25 protein-coding genes are annotated in these 18,320 nt (G+C 70.0%); 24 read left to right on the forward strand and 1 reads right to left on the reverse strand.

Features of this window, described 5'->3' with window-relative positions:
- Positions 1–5 precede the first annotated feature (5 nt).
- From rplN to truA, 21 genes are all read left to right on the forward strand, one after another.
- A complete protein-coding gene (rplN, locus tag ACTMSW_RS15960) occupies positions 6–374 on the forward strand; it encodes a 50S ribosomal protein L14 (protein WP_007073026.1) in 369 nt (122 codons plus the stop codon).
- A complete protein-coding gene (gene rplX / locus ACTMSW_RS15965) occupies positions 371–691 on the forward strand; it encodes a 50S ribosomal protein L24 (protein ID WP_357030286.1) in 321 nt (106 codons plus the stop codon). Before rplN ends, rplX begins: the two co-directional genes overlap by 4 nt.
- Entirely contained in the window at positions 691–1,257 is a 567-nt protein-coding gene (gene rplE / locus ACTMSW_RS15970; protein WP_441181376.1) for a 50S ribosomal protein L5, read from the forward strand. The genes rplX and rplE overlap by 1 nt, the downstream gene beginning before the upstream one ends.
- 1 nt (position 1,258) lies before the next feature.
- A complete protein-coding gene (locus tag ACTMSW_RS15975) occupies positions 1,259–1,444 on the forward strand; it encodes a type Z 30S ribosomal protein S14 (RefSeq protein ID WP_007465272.1) in 186 nt (61 codons plus the stop codon).
- A gap of 118 nt (positions 1,445–1,562) precedes the next feature.
- Complete coding sequence (rpsH, locus tag ACTMSW_RS15980; protein WP_013288624.1) at positions 1,563–1,970, forward strand: 30S ribosomal protein S8; 408 nt, start codon at positions 1,563–1,565, stop codon at positions 1,968–1,970.
- A gap of 16 nt (positions 1,971–1,986) precedes the next feature.
- On the forward strand, positions 1,987–2,529 hold the full coding sequence (gene rplF, locus ACTMSW_RS15985; protein WP_357030282.1) for a 50S ribosomal protein L6: 543 nt from the start codon (positions 1,987–1,989) through the stop codon (positions 2,527–2,529).
- The gene (rplR, locus tag ACTMSW_RS15990; protein ID WP_441181377.1) at positions 2,526–2,915 is read left to right on the forward strand and encodes a 50S ribosomal protein L18; all 390 of its coding nucleotides are present in this window, start codon (positions 2,526–2,528) and stop codon (positions 2,913–2,915) included. Before rplF ends, rplR begins: the two co-directional genes overlap by 4 nt.
- Before the next feature lie 33 nt (positions 2,916–2,948).
- A complete protein-coding gene (gene rpsE, locus ACTMSW_RS15995; RefSeq protein WP_222956323.1) occupies positions 2,949–3,563 on the forward strand; it encodes a 30S ribosomal protein S5 in 615 nt (204 codons plus the stop codon).
- A complete protein-coding gene (gene rpmD, locus ACTMSW_RS16000; RefSeq protein ID WP_441181379.1) occupies positions 3,563–3,745 on the forward strand; it encodes a 50S ribosomal protein L30 in 183 nt (60 codons plus the stop codon). Before rpsE ends, rpmD begins: the two co-directional genes overlap by 1 nt.
- Positions 3,745–4,188 (forward strand): 50S ribosomal protein L15, encoded by a 444-nt coding sequence (gene rplO, locus ACTMSW_RS16005; RefSeq protein ID WP_441181380.1) that lies wholly within the window; start codon positions 3,745–3,747, stop codon positions 4,186–4,188. Before rpmD ends, rplO begins: the two co-directional genes overlap by 1 nt.
- Positions 4,189–4,745: 557 nt before the next feature.
- The gene (secY, locus tag ACTMSW_RS16010) at positions 4,746–6,074 is read left to right on the forward strand and encodes a preprotein translocase subunit SecY (protein WP_441181381.1); all 1,329 of its coding nucleotides are present in this window, start codon (positions 4,746–4,748) and stop codon (positions 6,072–6,074) included.
- Positions 6,075–6,728 (forward strand): adenylate kinase, encoded by a 654-nt coding sequence (locus ACTMSW_RS16015; protein WP_396711821.1) that lies wholly within the window; start codon positions 6,075–6,077, stop codon positions 6,726–6,728.
- Positions 6,729–6,821: 93 nt separating this feature from the next.
- Positions 6,822–7,673, forward strand: coding sequence for a type I methionyl aminopeptidase (gene map, locus ACTMSW_RS16020; RefSeq protein ID WP_441181382.1), 852 nt, complete (start codon positions 6,822–6,824; stop codon positions 7,671–7,673).
- 855 nt (positions 7,674–8,528) lie between these two features.
- Entirely contained in the window at positions 8,529–8,750 is a 222-nt protein-coding gene (gene infA, locus ACTMSW_RS16025; RefSeq protein ID WP_007073013.1) for a translation initiation factor IF-1, read from the forward strand.
- Between the two features lie 93 nt (positions 8,751–8,843).
- Positions 8,844–8,957 carry a 50S ribosomal protein L36 gene (gene rpmJ, locus ACTMSW_RS16030; protein ID WP_012184307.1) on the forward strand — a complete coding sequence of 38 codons (114 nt, stop codon included), beginning with the start codon at positions 8,844–8,846 and terminating at the stop codon, positions 8,955–8,957.
- Between the two features lie 261 nt (positions 8,958–9,218).
- Positions 9,219–9,599 (forward strand): 30S ribosomal protein S13, encoded by a 381-nt coding sequence (gene rpsM, locus ACTMSW_RS16035; RefSeq protein WP_441181383.1) that lies wholly within the window; start codon positions 9,219–9,221, stop codon positions 9,597–9,599.
- Positions 9,600–9,617: 18 nt separating this feature from the next.
- Positions 9,618–10,025 (forward strand): 30S ribosomal protein S11, encoded by a 408-nt coding sequence (gene rpsK / locus ACTMSW_RS16040; RefSeq protein ID WP_014440747.1) that lies wholly within the window; start codon positions 9,618–9,620, stop codon positions 10,023–10,025.
- Between the two features lie 14 nt (positions 10,026–10,039).
- On the forward strand, positions 10,040–10,666 hold the full coding sequence (gene rpsD / locus ACTMSW_RS16045; protein WP_334569332.1) for a 30S ribosomal protein S4: 627 nt from the start codon (positions 10,040–10,042) through the stop codon (positions 10,664–10,666).
- A gap of 99 nt (positions 10,667–10,765) precedes the next feature.
- Positions 10,766–11,788, forward strand: coding sequence for a DNA-directed RNA polymerase subunit alpha (locus tag ACTMSW_RS16050; protein WP_357030266.1), 1,023 nt, complete (start codon positions 10,766–10,768; stop codon positions 11,786–11,788).
- Positions 11,789–11,820: 32 nt separating this feature from the next.
- Entirely contained in the window at positions 11,821–12,384 is a 564-nt protein-coding gene (gene rplQ / locus ACTMSW_RS16055) for a 50S ribosomal protein L17 (RefSeq protein WP_441181384.1), read from the forward strand.
- Positions 12,385–12,449: 65 nt separating this feature from the next.
- Entirely contained in the window at positions 12,450–13,280 is an 831-nt protein-coding gene (gene truA, locus ACTMSW_RS16060; protein ID WP_441181385.1) for a tRNA pseudouridine(38-40) synthase TruA, read from the forward strand.
- Positions 13,281–13,338: 58 nt separating this feature from the next.
- Here the strand turns inward: truA and ACTMSW_RS16065 are convergent, their stop codons facing one another.
- Positions 13,339–14,379: a hypothetical protein gene (locus ACTMSW_RS16065; protein ID WP_441181386.1), complete on the reverse strand. Its 1,041-nt coding sequence runs from the start codon at positions 14,377–14,379 to the stop codon at positions 13,339–13,341.
- Positions 14,380–14,519: 140 nt separating this feature from the next.
- On the opposite strand from ACTMSW_RS16065, the gene ACTMSW_RS16070 reads away from it, so the two are divergent.
- From ACTMSW_RS16070 to ACTMSW_RS16080, 3 genes are all read left to right on the forward strand, one after another.
- Positions 14,520–15,125 carry a class I SAM-dependent methyltransferase gene (locus ACTMSW_RS16070; protein WP_441181387.1) on the forward strand — a complete coding sequence of 202 codons (606 nt, stop codon included), beginning with the start codon at positions 14,520–14,522 and terminating at the stop codon, positions 15,123–15,125.
- A 41-nt stretch (positions 15,126–15,166) separates the two neighbouring features.
- Positions 15,167–16,846, forward strand: coding sequence for an ABC-F family ATP-binding cassette domain-containing protein (locus ACTMSW_RS16075; RefSeq protein ID WP_441181388.1), 1,680 nt, complete (start codon positions 15,167–15,169; stop codon positions 16,844–16,846).
- Between the two features lie 75 nt (positions 16,847–16,921).
- Positions 16,922–17,890 carry an aldo/keto reductase gene (locus ACTMSW_RS16080; RefSeq protein ID WP_441181389.1) on the forward strand — a complete coding sequence of 323 codons (969 nt, stop codon included), beginning with the start codon at positions 16,922–16,924 and terminating at the stop codon, positions 17,888–17,890.
- Positions 17,891–18,320: the final 430 nt, after the last annotated feature.

The raw sequence follows: 18,320 nt of genomic DNA on the forward strand, positions 1-18,320 counted from the left end.
TAGACGTGATTCAGCAGGAGTCGCGACTGCGCGTCGCCGACAACACGGGTGCCCGGGAGATCCTGTGCATCCGGGTTCTCGGTGGCTCCGGTCGGCGCTACGCGAGCATCGGCGACGTCATCGTGGCCACCGTCAAGGACGCGATCCCGGGTGCCGGTGTGAAGAAGGGCGACGTCGTCAAGGCTGTCGTCGTTCGCACCGCCAAGGAGAAGCGGCGCCCGGACGGGTCGTACATCCGCTTCGACGAGAACGCCGCCGTCATCATCAAGGACGGCGGGGACCCGCGTGGTACCCGTATCTTCGGCCCGGTGGGTCGGGAGCTGCGGGACAAGCGGTTCATGAAGATCATTTCCCTCGCGCCGGAGGTGTTGTGACCGTGAAGGTCAAGAAGGGCGACACGGTCGTCGTCATCGCCGGCAAGGACAAGGGTGCCAAGGGCAAGGTCATCGCGGCCTACCCGCGGCAGGACAAGGTCCTGGTCGAGGGCGTGAACCGGGTCAAGAAGCACACCCGCATCAGCACCACCCAGCGTGGCGCCAAGACCGGTGGCATCGTCACCCAGGAGGCCCCGATCCACGTCTCGAACGTGGCGGTCCTGGACTCCGACGGGAAGCCGACCCGCGTCGGTTACCGGATCGACGAGAACGGCCAGAAGGTCCGCATCGCGCGTAGCACCGGTAAGGACCTGTGATGACCACGGCTACCGAAAAGACCATGCCGCGCCTCAAGGAGCGGTACCGCAACGAGATCGTGAACCAGCTGCGCGAGCAGTACCAGTACGGCAACGCCATGCAGGTGCCGCGGCTGGTCAAGATCGTCGTCAACATGGGTGTCGGCGAGGCCGCCCGGGACGCCAAGCTGATCGACGGCGCCGTCCGGGACCTTGCCACCATCACCGGCCAGAAGCCGCAGGTGCGACGGGCGACCAAGTCCATCGCGCAGTTCAAGCTCCGCGAGGGCATGCCGATCGGCGCGAAGGTCACCCTTCGCGGCGACCGGATGTGGGAGTTCCTGGACCGGCTGCTGTCCATCGCCCTGCCGCGTATCCGCGACTTCCGCGGTCTGGACGGGCGCAAGCTCGACGGGCACGGCAACTACACGTTCGGTCTGACCGAGCAGTCGGTGTTCCACGAGATCGACCAGGACCGGATCGATCGCCAGCGGGGCATGGACATCACGGTGGTCACGACCGCCACGACCGACGACGAGGGCCGGGCGCTGCTCAAGCTCCTGGGCTTCCCGTTCAAGGAGAACTGAGATGGCCAAGAAGGCGCTGATCATCAAGGCGGCCGCGAAGCCGAAGTTCTCGGTTCGCGCGTACACCCGCTGCCAGCGGTGCGGGCGTCCCAAGGCGGTCTACCGCAAGTTCGGTCTCTGCCGGGTGTGCATCCGGGAGATGGCCCACCGCGGTGAGCTGCCGGGCGTGTCCAAGGCTTCCTGGTAAGGGCGACCGAGTCCCGGCCGCACGGCCGGGACCCCTTGCACCGATCACGTATTGCTCTTCGCCGTAGGCCCGTGGCGACAGACCCCGGGAACCCCGGCGAGAAAGGCTGACGAGTTTCATGACGATGACCGACCCGATCGCAGACATGCTCACGCGTCTGCGTAACGCCAACCAGGCGTACCACGACCGGGTGACGATGCCCTACTCGAAGATCAAGGCGAACATCGCCGAGGTCCTCAAGGCCGAGGGTTACATCGCCACCTGGTCGGTCGAGGAGCCCGAGGAGGGCGCCGTCGGCAAGCGACTGGTCGTCGAGCTGAAGTACGGCCAGAACCGCGAGCGGAGCCTGGCCGGCATCAAGCGCGTGTCCAAGCCCGGTCTCCGGGTGTACGCCAAGTCGGACGGGCTCCCGCGGGTGCTCGGTGGGCTGGGCGTGGCGATCATTTCGACGTCCCAGGGGCTGCTCACCGACCGGCAGGCCCGCAAGCGGAGCGTTGGCGGGGAAGTCCTCGCCTTCGTCTGGTAACGGGAGACAGGTAGAAATGTCGCGTATTGGACGTAAGTCGATCCCGGTGCCAGCCGGCGTCGACATCACGATCGAGGGCCAGACCGTCAAGGTCAAGGGTCCCAAGGGCGAGCTGTCGCACACCCTCGCCGAGCCGATCAAGGTCGAGCGGGCCGAGGACGGGCAGCTGAACGTCAACCGCCCGAACGACGAGCGCAAGGCCAAGGAACTGCACGGCCTGAGCCGTACCCTGGTCGCCAACATGATCGTCGGCGTCACCGAGGGCTACCGCAAGAGCCTGGAGATCGCCGGCACCGGTTACCGGGTCACCGCCAAGGGCAAGGACCTGGAGTTCGCGCTCGGGTTCTCGCACCCGGTGCTCGTTCCGGCGCCGGAGGGCATCACCTTCACGGTGGAGAAGCCGACCCTGTTCCACGTGGCCGGCATCGACAAGCAGCTCGTCGGTGAGGTAGCCGCCAACATCCGGAAGATCCGTCCGCCGGAGCCCTACAAGGGCAAGGGTGTGAAGTACCAGGGCGAGGTCATCCGCCGCAAGGCTGGAAAGGCAGGTAAGAAGTGAGCGCCACGCTGCTCAAGCGCCGCCGCGGCGTTGCCGCCAAGCGCGCCGTCGGGCGTGCGCGTCGGCACTTCCGGGTCCGCAAGAACATCAGCGGCACCGCCGACCGTCCCCGCCTGGTCGTCACCCGCTCCCTGCGGCACATCGTCGCCCAGATCGTCGACGACACCAAGGGTCACACCCTGGCGTCGGCGTCGACCCTGGACGGGTCGCTGCGGGGCACCGAGGGCGACAAGAGCGCCCTGGCCGGCAAGGTCGGTGCGCTGCTCGCCGAGCGGGCCAAGGCCGCCGGCGTCTCCAAGGTCGTCTTCGACCGCGGTGGCAACCGGTACGCGGGGCGAGTCGCCGCGCTGGCCGACGCCGCCCGCGAAGCCGGGCTCGAGTTCTAGAAACCCCGTCACGAGAGATAAGGAAGGCTGCTGATGCCAGGTCAACAGCGCCGTGGCGGCGGGTCCGGTGGCAACGAGGGTGGTCGCCGCGACAACCGCCGTGAGGGCGGCCGCGGAAACGCGCCCGTCGAGAAGACCCCGCACCTCGAGCGGGTCGTCGCGATCAACCGCGTCGCCAAGGTCGTGAAGGGTGGTCGTCGCTTCAGCTTCACCGCCCTGGTGATCGTGGGCGACGGCGACGGCACCGTCGGCGTGGGCTACGGAAAGGCCAAGGAGGTGCCCGCGGCGATCGCCAAGGGTGTCGAGGAGGCCAAGAAGCACTTCTTCAAGGTTCCGCGGATCGGCCAGTCGATCCCGCACCCGGTGACGGGTGAGGACGCGGCGGGTGTGGTGCTGCTCAAGCCGGCCTCGGCCGGTACGGGTGTCATCGCCGGTGGTCCGGTGCGTGCCGTGCTGGAGTGCGCGGGTATCCACGACGTGCTCTCCAAGAGCCTCGGGTCGTCGAACCCGATCAACATCGTGCACGCCACCGTGGCGGCGCTGAAGGGACTCGAGTCCCCCGAGGCCGTCGCCGCCCGTCGTGGCCTGCCGGTGGAGGACGTCGCGCCGGCCGCCATGCTGGCGTCGCGGGCGGGGGTGGCTTCCTGATGGCTCGCCTGAAGGTCACCCAGCTCCGGTCCGAGATCGGGACCAAGAAGAACCAGCGTGACTCGCTGCGTTCGCTCGGTCTCAAGCGGATCAACGACGTGGTGGTCAAGGAGGATCGTCCGGAGATCCGCGGCATGATCTTCACGGTCAACCACCTCGTGAAGGTCGAGGAGGTCGAGTAATGACGATCAAGGTCCACCACCTGCGCCCGGCGCCGGGGGCCAAGACCGCCAAGACCCGCGTGGGTCGTGGTGAGGGCTCCAAGGGCAAGACCGCCGGTCGCGGTACCAAGGGCTCGAAGGCCCGTAAGAACATCTCGGCGGCGTTCGAGGGTGGGCAGATGCCCATCCACATGCGCCTGCCGAAGCTGAAGGGCTTCAAGAACAAGTTCAAGGTCGTCTTCCAGGTGGTCAACCTGGACCGGCTCGCCGAGCTCTTCCCGAACGGCGGCCAGGTCGGCCCGCTGGAGATGGTCGAGGCCGGCGCGGTCCGCAAGGGCCAGCCGATCAAGGTGCTCGGCACCGGCGACCTCGGCGGGGTGGCGCTCCAGGTGTCGGCGCACGGCTTCAGTGCGTCGGCCAAGGAGAAGATCACCGCCGCCGGTGGCTCGGTCACCGAGCTGTAAGGCCGTACGACCGCTCGACGCCCGCCCGGTTCCACCGGGCGGGCGTCGGCGTTCCCGGCGACCCCCACCACGGTCGTACAGGTGCGGCGACACGTGGTGGCGCCGGGGCGCGTACGGTGCCGGCCGCCACGACTCGTACCACCCGAAGTGGACGCGGGGCGTTCCGGACGCGGCGGGTGACCGGACCGCCGCCCTGTTGTGACATCGCCCACTGGGCACGATCACCTTCGTGCGCGGCGGGCGGGGGAGTGGTAACGACCCGGACGGCCGTTGGTCCACGGGACGCGACGCTCCGGTCGCGCACCGCGTTCACCTGGCACATCGTCCCTTCGCGGGGGGTGTGCGGCAGGGTCGTGCCGGTGGGCGGCGGCTATCGTGGACGTCGACGTGCCGCACCCCGATCACGCTGGCAGGCGGGGGTGCGGGCAACCCGTGGCGTGCCAGCCGACGAGACTGTTAAGGTGTCACCTCGGCGGCTTGGTCCTGTCGCCAGTCTGATGGCGCCCCTCGGTTCCTGGTAGCAGAGCCGGGTGGGCCTTCCGCGCAGGAGGATCCAGTTGTTGTCCGCCTTCATCAGTGCGTTCCGTACGCCTGACCTGCGCAAGAAACTGCTGTTTACGGTAGGCATCATCGCGGTCTACCGGCTCGGCGCCACGCTGCCCAGCCCGGGTGTCTCCTACGGCAACGTGCAGAAGTGTCTGGACACCCTGGAGAACGGTTCCACGGGCGTCCTCAACCTGCTGAACCTGTTCTCCGGCGGCGCCCTGCTGCAGCTCTCGGTCTTCGCGCTGGGCATCATGCCCTACATCACCGCGTCGATCATCCTGCAGCTGCTCACCGTGGTCATTCCCCGGTTGGAGCAGCTCCGCAAGGAGGGTCAGGCCGGTCAGGCGAAGATCACGCAGTACACCCGCTACCTGACCCTCGGTCTCGGCGTCCTCCAGGCTTCGGCGTTCGTGGCGCTGGCCCGCTCCGGGCAGCTCTTCCAGAACCAGTGCGACCAGTTCCCGATCATCCCCACGGGGACCGGCATCCCGGACTGGCTGACCCTGACGATCCTGGTCATGACGATGACCGCCGGCACCGGCGTGGTCATGTGGCTCGGCGAGCTCATCACCGACCGCGGCGTGGGCAACGGCATGTCCGTCCTGATCTTCGCCTCGATCGCCGCCCGCCTCCCCGCCGAGGGCTGGCAGATCAAGCAGACCGGCGGCTGGGGCAAGTTCCTCCTCGTCATCGCGCTGGTCCTGGTCGTCATCACCGCGGTCACCTTCATCGAGCAGGCGCAGCGCCGGATCCCGGTGCAGTACGCCAAGCGGATGATCGGCCGGCGGATGTACGGCGGCACCTCGACGTACATCCCGCTGAAGGTCAACCAGGCGGGTGTCATCCCGGTCATCTTCGGTTCGTCGCTGCTCTACCTGCCGCAGTTGGCGCTCCAGTTCTTCGACCAGAACAACCCCGGCAAGACCCAGGCGTGGATCCAGAACAACCTGGTCGACCCGACCAGCCCGATCTACATCGTGGTCTACTTCCTGCTGATCATCTTCTTCACGTACTTCTACGTCTCGATCACGTTCAACCCGACCGAGGTCGCGGACAACATGAAGAAGTACGGCGGCTTCGTGCCGGGCATCCGCCCCGGCAAGCCGACCGCCGACTACCTCGACTTCATCCTCAGTCGGATCACCCTGCCGGGCGCTCTCTACCTGGGCCTCATCTCGATCCTGCCGAACTTCTTCTTCATCTGGCTGGACAGGCAGCAGTACCTCAACTTCCCGTTCGGCGGCACCGCTGTGCTGATCATGGTTGGCGTCGGCCTGGAGACCACCAAGCAGATCGAGAGCCAACTCATGCAGCGGAACTACGAAGGGTTCCTGCGGTAGATGAGACTCGTTCTGGTTGGCCCGCCGGGCGCGGGTAAGGGCACACAGGCGGAGTTCATCGCCGCACACCTGGCGGTGCCGAAGATCTCGACCGGCGACATCTTCCGGTCGAACGTCTCGCAGGGCACCCCGCTGGGCGTCGAGGCCAAGCGCTACATGGACGCCGGTGAGCTGGTTCCCGACGAGGTCACCATCAACATGGTCCGGGACCGGCTCGCCGAGCCGGACGCCGGAGACGGCTTCCTCCTCGACGGGTTCCCGCGCACCACGCCGCAGGCCGCTGCTCTGGACAAGCTCCTCGCCGACCTGGGCACCGCGCTGGACCTGGTGCTGGAGCTGGTCGTCGACGACGACGAGGTGATCCGGCGGCTGTCCGGCCGGCGTACCTGCCGGGGCTGCGGCAAGATCTGGCACGTCGAGTTCGACGCGACCACCCGCGAGGGTGTCTGCGACCGCTGTGGGGCCGAGCTCTTCCAGCGCGACGACGACAAGCCGGAGACGATCGCCACCCGCCTGCGCGAGTACGCGGACAAGACCGCGCCGCTGGTGGACTACTACGGCGCCCAGGGCAAGCTGGTCGGTATCGACGCGACGGGTCCGGTGGAGGACGTCACGGTCCGCGCCATCGACGCCCTGCGGTCGTACGGCGGCTGACGCCTCGCCGGGCGGCGGCGGATAGAGTGCGAAGAGCGGGGTACGCGCGACGTGCCCCGCTCTTCGGTTTCGGGAACGAAAGGTAACCCCTCGATGCGTCGTCCCCAGCTGGACATCCAGCTGAAGACCCCTGATCAGATCGAGAAGATGCGGGCCGCCGGCCTCGTGGTCGCCGATGCGCTGCGTCGGATGCGGGAGGCGGTCGCACCCGGGGTCAGCACCGCCGACCTGGACGCGATCGCCGAGTCGACGATCCGCGAGGCGGGGGCCGTTCCGTCGTTCAAGGGGTACCACGGCTTCCCCGCGTCGATCTGCTCCTCGGTCAACGAGCAGATCGTGCACGCCATCCCGTCGCCCGACCAGGTGTTGCGCGACGGCGACATCATCTCCATCGACTGCGGCGCGATCCTCGACGGTTGGCACGGGGACGCCGCGATCACCGTCGGCGTCGGTGACGTGGACCCGGCGCTGCTGAGGATGACCGAGGTCGCCGAGGACGGCATGTGGGCCGGCATCGCCGCCGCCGCCCGGGGCGCGGCCAGCGGCAAGGGCCGCCTCACCGACATCTCGCACGCGGTCGAGAAGGCGATCCGTGCGGGCGGGCGGTACGGCATCGTCGACGGCTACGGCGGCCACGGCATCGGCACCGAGATGCACCAGGACCCGCACGTGCTCAACCACGGTCGTCCGGGCAAGGGCCCCCGGCTGGTGCCGGGCATGGCGCTCGCCATCGAGCCGATGATCACGATGGGCTCACCCCGGACCGCGGAGCTGGCCGACGGTTGGACGGTGGTGACCCGGGACGGTTCGATGGCGGTGCACGTGGAGCACACGATGGCGCTGCTGCCGGACGGGGTGTGGGTGCTCACCGCCCCCGACGGCGGCCGGGCCCGCCTCGGCGACCTGGTCACCGCCCGCCAACCCGCCGACTCTCCGGCTCACTGATCCCCCCGCTGCCACCTCCCTTCCCGGCGGACGAGCCGGGAGGGGCGGATGTCCGCGTGTGGGGTGCCTGGTGTGGCGGTGACAGCCTGGATGCCATGGACGGGCGGGAACACGGGCCCGCCGACGTGGATCGGCAGGCGGTCGCGGACCGGAGAAGGCCAAGGTCGACTCGGTGTCGGGTACATCGGGTTGTCCTGGCGCGGCGAAGGCCCAATGGTCCTGACATCGAGTCGACCTTGCGGACTGTTCGACGCATGCCGTTCCGAGCGGGGTCACGCCGGGCCGGACGGCTCCAGCGGGCGGCCACCGCGTGGTGGCTCGGGAACGTGTGGGAGCCCCTACCTGAAGGCCGTGGGGTCGTCTCTGGCGGTGTGGGCGGTGACGTCGGTGCCGGCGGGCCAGGCGCTCTGGTTCTGGCCGGCCTGGGTGGCCAGCCGTGGGGCGCGGTGCTCCTGGTCCGTACCGTGTCCGGTATCACGTCGGGGAGCCGCGGCGGTGGGCCGTGGACGAGGAGCGACGTCGGCAGCGGCGGGGGGCCAAGCGGGCGCGCAAACGCGCGCGGAAGGCCACGAAGCGGGCTTCGGACCAGGTCTGAGGCGGTCCGGCGCCGGGGGAGCCGGCCCGGAGGGCCCGATTTTCGACCCGCGGCAACCGGATCGGCGGTCGGTTTGGCGACGGCGCGCGGGCGGGCGTACACTTTCAGATCGGCGCACAGCGTCCACTCCGGCATGCCCACCCCGCGCTTCGGTGGGAGTCGGAGCCGCGGCTGGCGCGGATCTCCTGATCTTGATCAGGCCGATCCGTGTAAGACGTTGTGAGCCGTCCGGAGTAACCGACGTCAGGACAGCGGAGGACATGCCGAAAAAAGACGGAGCCATCGAGATCGAGGGCCGGGTCATCGAGCCCCTGCCGAACGCCATGTTCCGGGTGGAGCTCGCGAACGGTCACAAGGTGCTGGCTCACATCAGCGGCAAGATGCGGCAGCACTACATCCGCATCCTGCCGGAGGACCGGGTCGTCGTCGAACTTTCGCCGTACGACCTGACCCGAGGGCGCATCGTCTACCGCTACAAGTAAGCCTGACGGCGGCCGGGTGAGTCCCGTGTCCGTCTTCGTCGTCCGGTCGTCGTGCTCGTCGCGTCACCGGGCCAGATGGGAAGTAAGGCAACCGTGAAGGTCAAGCCGAGCGTCAAGCGGATCTGCAACAAGTGCCGGGTCATTCGCCGGCACGGCCGGGTCATGGTCATCTGCACCGACCCGCGCCACAAGCAGCGCCAGGGCTGAACCGTCGCGACCGACCGTGCGAACGGTCGGTCGGACCGGTCCGGGCCGCAGATCCACAACACAGCACATGCTCGTTCCAGCCACGAGCGGTACGCAGCGCGTATCTCATCGTGGTTGACCCCCGGTCGGAGGCCGGGGCCCGCTCGGGCACGACCACTCCCGGTCGCCGGCGCCAACGGCGTCGGAAGGACAGGGACGGTCGGTAGCGGGGTGGGACGGGTCCACACCTCCGCCACAACATCACGAGGAGTACGCCCGCACATGGCACGTCTAGCTGGCGTCGACCTCCCCCGCGAAAAGCGGATGGAGATCGCGCTCACCTACATCTTCGGCGTGGGTCGGACCCGCGCCCTGGAGACGCTCACCGCCACCGGCATCTCGCCGGACAAGCGCGTTCGGGACCTCACGGATGAGGAGCTGGTCCAGCTCCGCAGCCACATCGAGGGCAACTACAAGGTTGAAGGCGACCTGCGCCGCGAGGTCGCCGCTGACATCCGCCGCAAGGTCGAGATCGGCTGCTACGCCGGCATCCGGCACCGCCGGGGCCTGCCCGTGCGTGGCCAGCGGACCAAGACCAACGCCCGGACCCGCAAGGGCCCGAAGCGGACCGTCGCCGGCAAGAAGAAGCCCGGCAAGAAGTAACTAGGAGCGCACAGACTTATGCCACCGAAGGCTCGTGCCGGAGCCGCCGTCAAGAAGGTCCGGCGCAAGGAACGCAAGAACGTCGCCCACGGGCAGGCGCACATCAAGAGCACCTTCAACAACACCATCGTGTCGATCACCGACCCGACCGGTGCGGTCATCTCCTGGGCCTCCTCCGGCCAGGTTGGCTTCAAGGGCTCCCGCAAGTCGACCCCGTTCGCCGCGCAGCTGGCTGCCGAGGCCGCCGCGCGTCGGGCCATGGAGCACGGCATGCGCAAGGTCGACGTGTTCGTCAAGGGCCCCGGCTCCGGCCGGGAAACCGCCATCCGTTCGCTGCAGGCCGCGGGCCTCGAGGTCGGGCAGATCTCCGACGTCACCCCGCAGCCGCACAACGGGTGTCGTCCGCCGAAGCGTCGCCGGGTCTGAGAGGTTAGAGAGAGATGGCTCGTTACACCGGTGCTGACTGCCGCCGTTGCCGGCGGGAGAAGATGAAGCTGTTCCTCAAGGGCAGCAAGTGCGATGGTCCGAAGTGCCCGTTCGAGTCCCGGCCGTTCCCGCCCGGGCAGCACGGCCGCGGCCGCACGAAGGAGACGGAGTACCTGCTCCAGCTCCGTGAGAAGCAGAAGGCCCGTCGTGTCTACGGCGTGCTGGAGAAGCAGTTCCGCGGCTACTACGAAGAGGCCGTGGGCAAGAAGGCCAAGACCGGTGAGGTTCTCCTGCAGATCCTCGAGTCGCGGCTGGACAACGTGGTCTACCGGGCCGGCTACGCCAGCTCGCGTGACCAGGCTCGCCAGCTTGTCAAGCACGGTCACTTCACCGTGAACGGCAAGAAGGTCGACATCCCGTCGTACCGCGTCAAGGAGCACGACATCATCGAGGTTCGGGGCAAGAGCAAGGAGCTCACCCCGTTCGTGGTGGCGCAGGCTCAGGCCGGTTCGCGTTCGGTGCCGGCCTGGCTCGAGGCGATCCCCAGCCAGATGAAGATCCTCGTGCACTCGCTCCCGGCCCGCCAGGTGATCGACACCCAGGTCCAGGAGCAGCTGATCGTCGAGCTCTACTCCAAGTAAGGGCTCGTTGCGGTGGCTCGCCCCCTCGCGGGGCGGGCCACCGGAACAGTTTGTGTCGTGGGCGTCAAATAGCGGGCGCCCCGGAAGAGAAGAGAAGAAATGCTCATCAGCCAGCGACCGTCTCTCTCCGAAGAGTCGATCAACGAGACCCGCTCCCGGTTCACCATCGAGCCGCTGGAGCCGGGCTTCGGCTACACCCTGGGCAACTCGCTGCGGCGTACGCTGCTGTCGTCGATCCCGGGTGCGGCGGTCACCTCGATCAAGATCGACGGTGTCCTGCACGAGTTCACCACGATCCCCGGTGTCAAGGAGGACGTGGTCGAGCTCGTCATGAACATCAAGGAGCTCTGCGTCAGCTCCGAGCACGACGAGCCGGTCAGCATGTACCTGCGCAAGCAGGGCCCGGGCGACGTGACGGCGGGCGACATCCAGCCGCCGGCCGGCGTCTCGGTGCACAACCCGGACCTCAAGCTCGCCACCCTCAACGGCAAGGGCCGGCTCGACATGGAGCTGACCGTCGAGCGGGGTCGCGGCTACGTGACGGCGGCGCAGAACAAGCAGGCCGGCGCCGAGATCGGCCGGATCCCGGTCGACTCGATCTACTCGCCGGTGCTCAAGGTGACCTACCGCGTCGAGGCGACCCGTGTCGAGCAGCGGACCGACTTCGACCGGCTGATCATCGACGTCGAGACCAAGGCGTCGATGGGCCCGCGTACGGCGCTGGCCTCGGCCGGTTCGACGCTGGTGGAGCTGTTCGGGCTGGCCCGGGAGCTGGACGAGACCGCCGAGGGCATCGACATCGGGCCGTCCCCGCAGGACGCCCAGCTGGCCGCCGACCTGGCGCTGCCGATCGAGGAGCTGGACCTGACCGTCCGCTCCTACAACTGCCTCAAGCGCGAGGGCATCAACTCCGTTGGTGAGCTCATCGGGCGCACCGAGGCCGACCTCCTCGACATCCGCAACTTCGGTCAGAAGTCGATCGACGAGGTCAAGATGAAGCTCGCCGGGATGGGTCTGGGGCTGAAGGACTCGGCTCCGAACTTCGACCCGGCGCACGTCGTGGACGCCTTCGGTGAGGCCGACTACGACAGCGACGACTACCGCGAGACCGAGCAGCTGTAAGCGCGGCTGAGGATTAACGAGGAGCACCGAGAATGCCCACGCCCACCAAGGGTCCCCGCCTCGGCGGCAGCCCGTCGCACGAGCGGCTGATGCTGGCCAACCTTGCCACCGCGCTGTTCCAGCACGGCAAGATCCAGACTACCGAGACCAAGGCCCGGCGGCTGCGTCCGCTCGCGGAGCAGCTCATCACCAAGGCCAAGCGCGGCGACCTTGCCGCTCGTCGGCGGGTGCTGGGCGTCGTCAAGGACAAGGACGTGGTCTACGCCCTGTTCGACCAGATCGCCCCGCGGTACGCCAACCGCAACGGCGGCTACACCCGGATCGTGAAGACCGGTCCGCGCAAGGGTGACGCCGCTCCGATGGCGATCATCGAGCTGGTCGAGGAGCTGCAGGTCGCGGCACCGAAGGCGAACAAGAAGACCGCTGCCCGCAAGGCCGCGCAGCAGGACAAGGTCGAGGCGCTCGCCCCCGAGGACGAGGCCCCGCAGTCGAAGCCGGCTGACGACCAGGACGCCGAGGCGCCCGTCTCGGCCTCCGGCGACACCGCCGCCGCCCGCGAGGACAGCGACGAGGCCGGCGAGAACGACAAGGCCTGAGCCAGGCCACGATCGGGCCCGGCACCCCTGAGGGGGTGCCGGGCCCGACCCGTCAGGAGGTACGAGTGGACGAGCGCACCCGGCTCCGGCTGGACGTCTCCTACGACGGCACGGACTTCTCCGGTTGGGCCGCCCAGCCCACCCGTCGTACGGTCGCGGGGGTGATCGTCCAGACGCTCGACCTGGTGCTCGGGGCGGGAACCGCGACCGGCCTGACCGTGGCCGGGCGTACCGACGCGGGGGTGCACGCCAGCGGGCAGGTGTGCCACGTGGACCTGCCCGCCGAGGTGTGGCGGGAGCACGAGGGGCGGCTGCTGCGCCGGCTGGCCCGGCTGCTCCCGACCGACGTGCGGATCCGGGCGATGGCCGAGGTGCCCGGCGACTTCGACGCCCGGTTCTCGGCCACCTTCCGCCGCTACGAGTACCGGGTGACCGACGCCCCCTGGGGCGCCGAGCCGCTGCGTCGGCGGGACACCCTCGCCTGGGCGAAGGCGCTCGACCTGGACGCTCTCAACGCCGCCGCGGCGGGCCTCGTGGGGGAGCACGACTTCGCCGCGTACTGCCGGCGCAAGGAGAACGCCACGACGCTGCGCGAGGTGACCCGGCTGGACTGGCGGCGCGACCCGGACGGCATCCTCGTCGCCACCGTGCAGGCCGACGCGTTCTGCCAGGCGATGGTGCGCAGCCTCGTCGGCGCGATGCTGGTGGCCGGTGACGGCCGGCGTCCGGTCGACTGGCCGGGCAGCCTGCTCACCCGTCGGGAGCGGTCCAGCGAGGTGACCGTCGCGCCGGCGCACGGGCTGACGCTGGTGGCCGTCGGCTATCCCGACGATCCGGCCGCCTACGCCCGTCGCGCCGAACTGACCCGCCGGCTGCGCGTGCCCGTCGAGGGCTGAGACGACACGGCGGGTGCGGGCCTGTCCGGCCCACACCCGCACCCCCGATGTGTCCTCCTCAGTCGCCGGTGGACCCGCCCTCCTGGGAACCGGTGGCCTCCTCGGTCGGCTGGACGGCCGTGCCGCCCGTCGCCCGCCGCTCCAGCACACTCTGGTTGAGGTGCAGCTCGATCATGTCGAAGAGGACCTCGCGGACCGCGGTGTCGCCGGACCGGATGGTCTCGCCGTCGACCCGGGCCACCAGGGCGTACGCGAGGTAGTGGCCGCGTACCTGCCAGCCGACGCGGGTCGGTGCAGTGCCGATCGCCTCCGTCTCGTCGTCGGCCACCATGCCGCGGAAGCGGCCCTGCCGATCGTCGAGGATCTGGCGGATCCGGTCACGGGCGCGCTCGGCGCTGGCCCGGTCCGTCAGGTTGAACAGGCCGGTGGTGACGAGGTGCTCGCCGTCCGGGGAGCGCAGGGTGGCCCGGACCACCTGGTTGCAGCCCAGCCGGACGAGCAGTTCGGCGACCTCGCCGGTGGCGGCCACCGCGCAGCTGCCGCTGGAGTTTGTCTTGAGCACGCGGTACGCGGCCTCCCCGTCGCCGGGCACGAGCTGCCGGCCGGGGAAGACCTCCTTGGCGGTCAACGGCGCCTGGTCGATGTCCCGGGAGTCGAGGTCCTGCCGGTCGGGTGCGGTGGAGCCCGCTGCGGCGGGCTGCTCGGTCGGCGTGGGCCGGGGGTCGCTGTCCCGCTCGTTGACCAGGGCGGCGGCACCGAGGCCGCAGAGGGCGAGCAGGACCAGCACCGCCGAGCCGCCGACGACCACCTGCCACATCCGGCCGCCGCCGGAGCCGCCACCGCGCGCGGAAGGCTCGATCGGTACGGCCGAGGCGTACACGGCGGCGCGGGGCGGCTGCGCCGGTGGCGGCTCCGGCGGCGGCACCGGCTCGGCGGACGGCAGCGCCATCCGCGTGGTCCGGGGGAGCGACGGCGTGGGGAAGCGGGACGGCGACGGGCCGGCCGGAGGCTGGGGACCGGCGCCGAGCGCCGACGGCCCGGACGCCTCGTCCGGGTACTCCAGGAATGCGTCCTCATCGGACTCGTACCGATACACCATGCCGCCCAGAGTAGGAGTCAATGTCCCTTTAGGTGGTAAAAATGGGAAATTGTGATGACGGTGGTGAAGATGGTGAGGGTTCGTACCCACAGCCCAGCACCCGTGCCGGCCGTACCCGGGCTGCCTGCGAGAATCGCCGGATGACCGGCGACCACTACTTCACCGCTGAACCCACGACCACCGCCCACCCGCGCGAGGTCGAGTTCACCGTCGCCGGCCGCGACTACACACTCGCCTCGTCCGGCGGGGTGTTCTCCGCCACCCGGCTCGACCCCGGCACCGCCGTCCTGCTCCGCAAGGCCGAGCTGCCGTCCGCCGGCACCACCGGCGACCTGCTCGACATCGGCTGCGGCTTCGGGCCCATCACCTGCGTCCTCGCGACGTGTGCACCGTCGGCGACGGTCTGGGCGGTCGACGTCAACGAACGGGCCCGGCAGCTGACCGCCGCCAACGCGGCCCGCGTCGACGCGGCCGAGCGGGTGCGCGTCGCCGCCCCGGACGACGTACCGGCCGACGTCACCTTCGCCCAGATCTGGTCCAACCCGCCGATCCGGATCGGCAAGGAGGAGCTGCACCAGCTGCTGTCGCGCTGGCTGCCCCGACTCGCCCCGGACGGGGTCGCCTGGCTGGTCGTCGCCCGGCACCTCGGCGGCGACTCCCTGCACCGCTGGCTGGTCGACACCGACTGGCAGGTCGAGCGCCACTCCAGCCAGAAGGGCTTCCGGGTGCTGCGCGTCACCCGGTAAATGACTGGGCCGTCCGGCGGCGGCTCGGGCAGGATGCCGGCGTGGGATACGTGGACGTGGCAGGGGTCGGGCACATCCTGCCCGACGGCCGGGAACTCTTCACCGACGTGTCGTTCCGCGTCGGCGAGGGGGCCAAGGTCGCGCTGGTCGGACCGAACGGCGCCGGCAAGACGACGCTCCTGCGCATGGTCGCCGGTGACCTGACGGTGCGGACCGGCACGATCGCGCGTACCGGCGGGCTCGGCGTCATGCGCCAGTTCATCGGCATGATCGGCGACGAGTCGACCCTCGCCGACCTCGCGCTCTCGCTCGCCCCACCGGCGCTGCGCGCCGCCGGGCGCCGGCTCGCCGAGACCGAGGCGGCCATGCGGACGGCCGAGGTGCGCGGCAAGTACAGCACCGCCGCCGGCAAGGCCCAGCTGGCGTACGCGGACGCGCTGGCCGCCTGGGGCGAGGCCGGCGGGTACGACGCGGAGGTGCTCTTCGACACCGTCTCCACCATCGTGCTCGACCTGCCCTGGGACGCCTCGCGGGAACGTCCCGTCCGGACCCTCTCCGGCGGCCAGCAGAAGCGCTTCGCCCTGGAGCTGCTGCTGCGCGGCCCCGACGAGGTGCTGCTCCTCGACGAGCCGGACAACTTCCTCGACGTCCCCGGCAAGCGCTGGTTGGAGGCGCGGCTGCGGGAGTCCGGCAAGTCGGTGCTCTACGTCTCGCACGACCGGGAACTGCTGTCGCACACCGCCGACCGGGTGGTCGCCGTGGAGGGCGGCAGCGCCTGGGTGCACCCCGGCGGGTTCGCCAGCTGGCACGCCGCCCGGGTCGCTCGCCACGCGCGCCTCGACGAGCTGCGCAAGCGGTGGGACGAGGAGCACCAGAAGCTGCGCGAGCAGATGTTGATGTACAAGCAGAAGGCCGCGTACAACTCCGACATGGCCTCCCGCTACCAGTCGGCGCAGACCAAGCTGCGCAAGTTCGAGGAGGCCGGGCCGCCGCCCGTGCCACCGAAGGACCAGGACATCCGGATGCGGCTCGCGGGCGGCCGGACCGGCAAGCGCGCGGTGATGTGCGAGCAGCTCGAACTCGACAACCTCACCTACCCCTTCGACCTGGAGATCTGGTACGGCGACCGGGTCGCGGTGCTCGGCGCCAACGGGACGGGGAAGTCCCACTTCCTGCGCCTGCTGGCCCGGGGCGGCACCGACCCCGACCCCGCCAACGGGCCGGTCGACGGTGCCGAGAAGCTCGCCCCGGTCGCGCACGGCGGGATGGCCCGGCTCGGCGCCCGTGTCCGCCCCGGTCACTTCTCGCAGACCCACGACCGGCCGGAGTTGATGGAACGGACGCTGGTCGAGATCCTGTGGCGGGGCGACGAGCACCGCGCCGGCATGGACCGGCACGCGGCGATGGCGGCGCTGTCCCGGTACGAGTTGGCCGGGCAGGGCGACCAGCGCTTCGGCACCCTCTCCGGCGGGCAGCAGGCGCGGTTCCTCGTACTCCTGCTGGAGCTGTCGGGGACGACGCTGCTGTTGCTCGACGAACCCACCGACAACCTCGACCTGGCCAGCGCGGAGGCCCTGGAGACGGGCCTCGCGGCCTTCGCCGGAACGGTTGTCGCGGTGACCCACGACCGCTGGTTCACCCGCTCCTTCGACCGTTTCGTGCTGTTCCGCGGTGACGGCGAGGTGGTGGAGACCACCGAGCCGGTCTGGGACGTCCGGTGATCCCCGCCGGCGTCGGCGGGCGCTCGCGGCCGAGGTACTCGGCTGAACCGTTCCGCTCCCCCCGGCGGGCATAGGGTGGATCTCGTGACTGAGATGACGTACCGCCGGCTGGGCGACTCCGGGCTCGTGGTGTCCGTGGTCGGCATCGGCTGCAACAACTTCGGCCGCAAGCTCGACCTCGACGGCACCCGGGCGGTGGTCGACGCCGCCCTCGACGCCGGCATCACCTTCTTCGACACCGCCGACATCTACGGCGAACCGCAGGGCGGCTCCGAGGAGCTGCTGGGTCAGGCGCTCAAGGGCCGCCGCGACGACGTGGTGGTGGCCACGAAGTTCGGCATGGACATGCACGGCCTCAACGGGCCCGACTTCGGCGCCCGGGGCGCCCGGCGCTACATCGCGCGGGCGGTGGAGGCGTCGCTGCGCCGGCTCGGCACCGACCACATCGACCTGTACCAGATGCACGAGCCCGACCCGGACACCCCGATCGACGAGACGCTGGCGGCTCTGGACGACCTGGTCCGCGCCGGCAAGGTCCGCTACCTGGGCAACTCCAACTTCGCCGGCTGGCAGATCGCCGACGCCGACTGGACGGCGTCGTCCCAGGGCCGGACCCGGTTCGTCTCCGCACAGAACCACTACTCGCTGCTGGAGCGGAGCGTGGAGGCCGAGGTGATCCCCGCCTGCGAGCGCTTCGGCCTCGGCATGCTGCCGTTCTTCCCGCTGGCCAACGGCCTGCTCACCGGCAAGTACCGCCGGGACCAGGCACCGCCCGCCGGCAGCCGACTCGCCGGTGGCGGCCGGTACGCGGCCCGCCTCGCCGCCGCCGACTGGGACACCATCGAGGCCATCGAGGCGTACGCGGCGGACCGGGACCTGTCCATGCTCCAGGTGGCGATCGGTGGCCTCGCCGCCCAGCCGGCCGTGACGTCGGTGATCGCCGGCGCCACCACGCCCGAGCAGGTACGCGCCAACGCGGCGGCCGGTTCCTGGCAGCCCAGCGACGACGACCTGGCGGCCCTGCGCGCCGTACTCGACCGGTAGACCTCGCGGTTCCCGGCCGCTTTGCGGTCGGCGCGGTGCACGCGTTGCGAGGCCTGGTGCGCGCGTTGCCGGCGGGCGGTGCCGCGTGTTGCCGGCGGCCCGGCCCAGCAGGTCGGTGCCCCAGAGGTACAGGGCGCCGAGTCCGGCGATCACCCCGCCCGGCGGAAGCACCAGGCCCACCGCGTCGCACCACATGCGATGGTCGGTCTCCCGATAGCCGTCGACGTGCACGTACACGTCCGGCAGGAGCCTGCGCCACACCGGTGCGCGCAGCATCGACCAGGTCACCACACCCTCGGCGACGGCCGCGCCGGCCCGGAACGGCAGGAACGCGAGGCGGCGCGGAACCCGGGCGGCGGAGGGCATCCGGACAGCATGGCGTGACGGGACGCTCACCCGCCGCCCCCTCGTCGCCTTCGGACGGTCGGTG

The sequence above is a fragment of the Micromonospora sp. BQ11 genome (assembly GCF_052068135.1).
Classification (GTDB): Bacteria; Actinomycetota; Actinomycetes; order Mycobacteriales; family Micromonosporaceae; genus Micromonospora.

Bases quoted from the DNA above. Each gene is read 5' to 3' on its own strand.
- rplE (WP_441181376.1), top strand. From the start codon at position 691: ATGACCACGGCTACCGAAAAGACCATGCCGCGCCTCAAGGAGCGGTAC.
- ACTMSW_RS15975 (WP_007465272.1), top strand. From the start codon at position 1,259: ATGGCCAAGAAGGCGCTGATCATCAAGGCGGCCGCGAAGCCGAAGTTC.
- rpsH (WP_013288624.1), top strand. From the start codon at position 1,563: ATGACGATGACCGACCCGATCGCAGACATGCTCACGCGTCTGCGTAAC.
- rplF (WP_357030282.1), top strand. From the start codon at position 1,987: ATGTCGCGTATTGGACGTAAGTCGATCCCGGTGCCAGCCGGCGTCGAC.
- rpsE (WP_222956323.1), top strand. From the start codon at position 2,949: ATGCCAGGTCAACAGCGCCGTGGCGGCGGGTCCGGTGGCAACGAGGGT.
- rpmD (WP_441181379.1), top strand. From the start codon at position 3,563: ATGGCTCGCCTGAAGGTCACCCAGCTCCGGTCCGAGATCGGGACCAAG.
- rplO (WP_441181380.1), top strand. From the start codon at position 3,745: ATGACGATCAAGGTCCACCACCTGCGCCCGGCGCCGGGGGCCAAGACC.
- ACTMSW_RS16015 (WP_396711821.1), top strand. From the start codon at position 6,075: ATGAGACTCGTTCTGGTTGGCCCGCCGGGCGCGGGTAAGGGCACACAG.
- map (WP_441181382.1), top strand. From the start codon at position 6,822: ATGCGTCGTCCCCAGCTGGACATCCAGCTGAAGACCCCTGATCAGATC.
- infA (WP_007073013.1), top strand. From the start codon at position 8,529: ATGCCGAAAAAAGACGGAGCCATCGAGATCGAGGGCCGGGTCATCGAG.
- rpsM (WP_441181383.1), top strand. From the start codon at position 9,219: ATGGCACGTCTAGCTGGCGTCGACCTCCCCCGCGAAAAGCGGATGGAG.
- rpsK (WP_014440747.1), top strand. From the start codon at position 9,618: ATGCCACCGAAGGCTCGTGCCGGAGCCGCCGTCAAGAAGGTCCGGCGC.
- rpsD (WP_334569332.1), top strand. From the start codon at position 10,040: ATGGCTCGTTACACCGGTGCTGACTGCCGCCGTTGCCGGCGGGAGAAG.
- ACTMSW_RS16050 (WP_357030266.1), top strand. From the start codon at position 10,766: ATGCTCATCAGCCAGCGACCGTCTCTCTCCGAAGAGTCGATCAACGAG.
- rplQ (WP_441181384.1), top strand. From the start codon at position 11,821: ATGCCCACGCCCACCAAGGGTCCCCGCCTCGGCGGCAGCCCGTCGCAC.
- ACTMSW_RS16065 (WP_441181386.1), bottom strand. From the start codon at position 14,379: ATGGTGTATCGGTACGAGTCCGATGAGGACGCATTCCTGGAGTACCCG.
- ACTMSW_RS16070 (WP_441181387.1), top strand. From the start codon at position 14,520: ATGACCGGCGACCACTACTTCACCGCTGAACCCACGACCACCGCCCAC.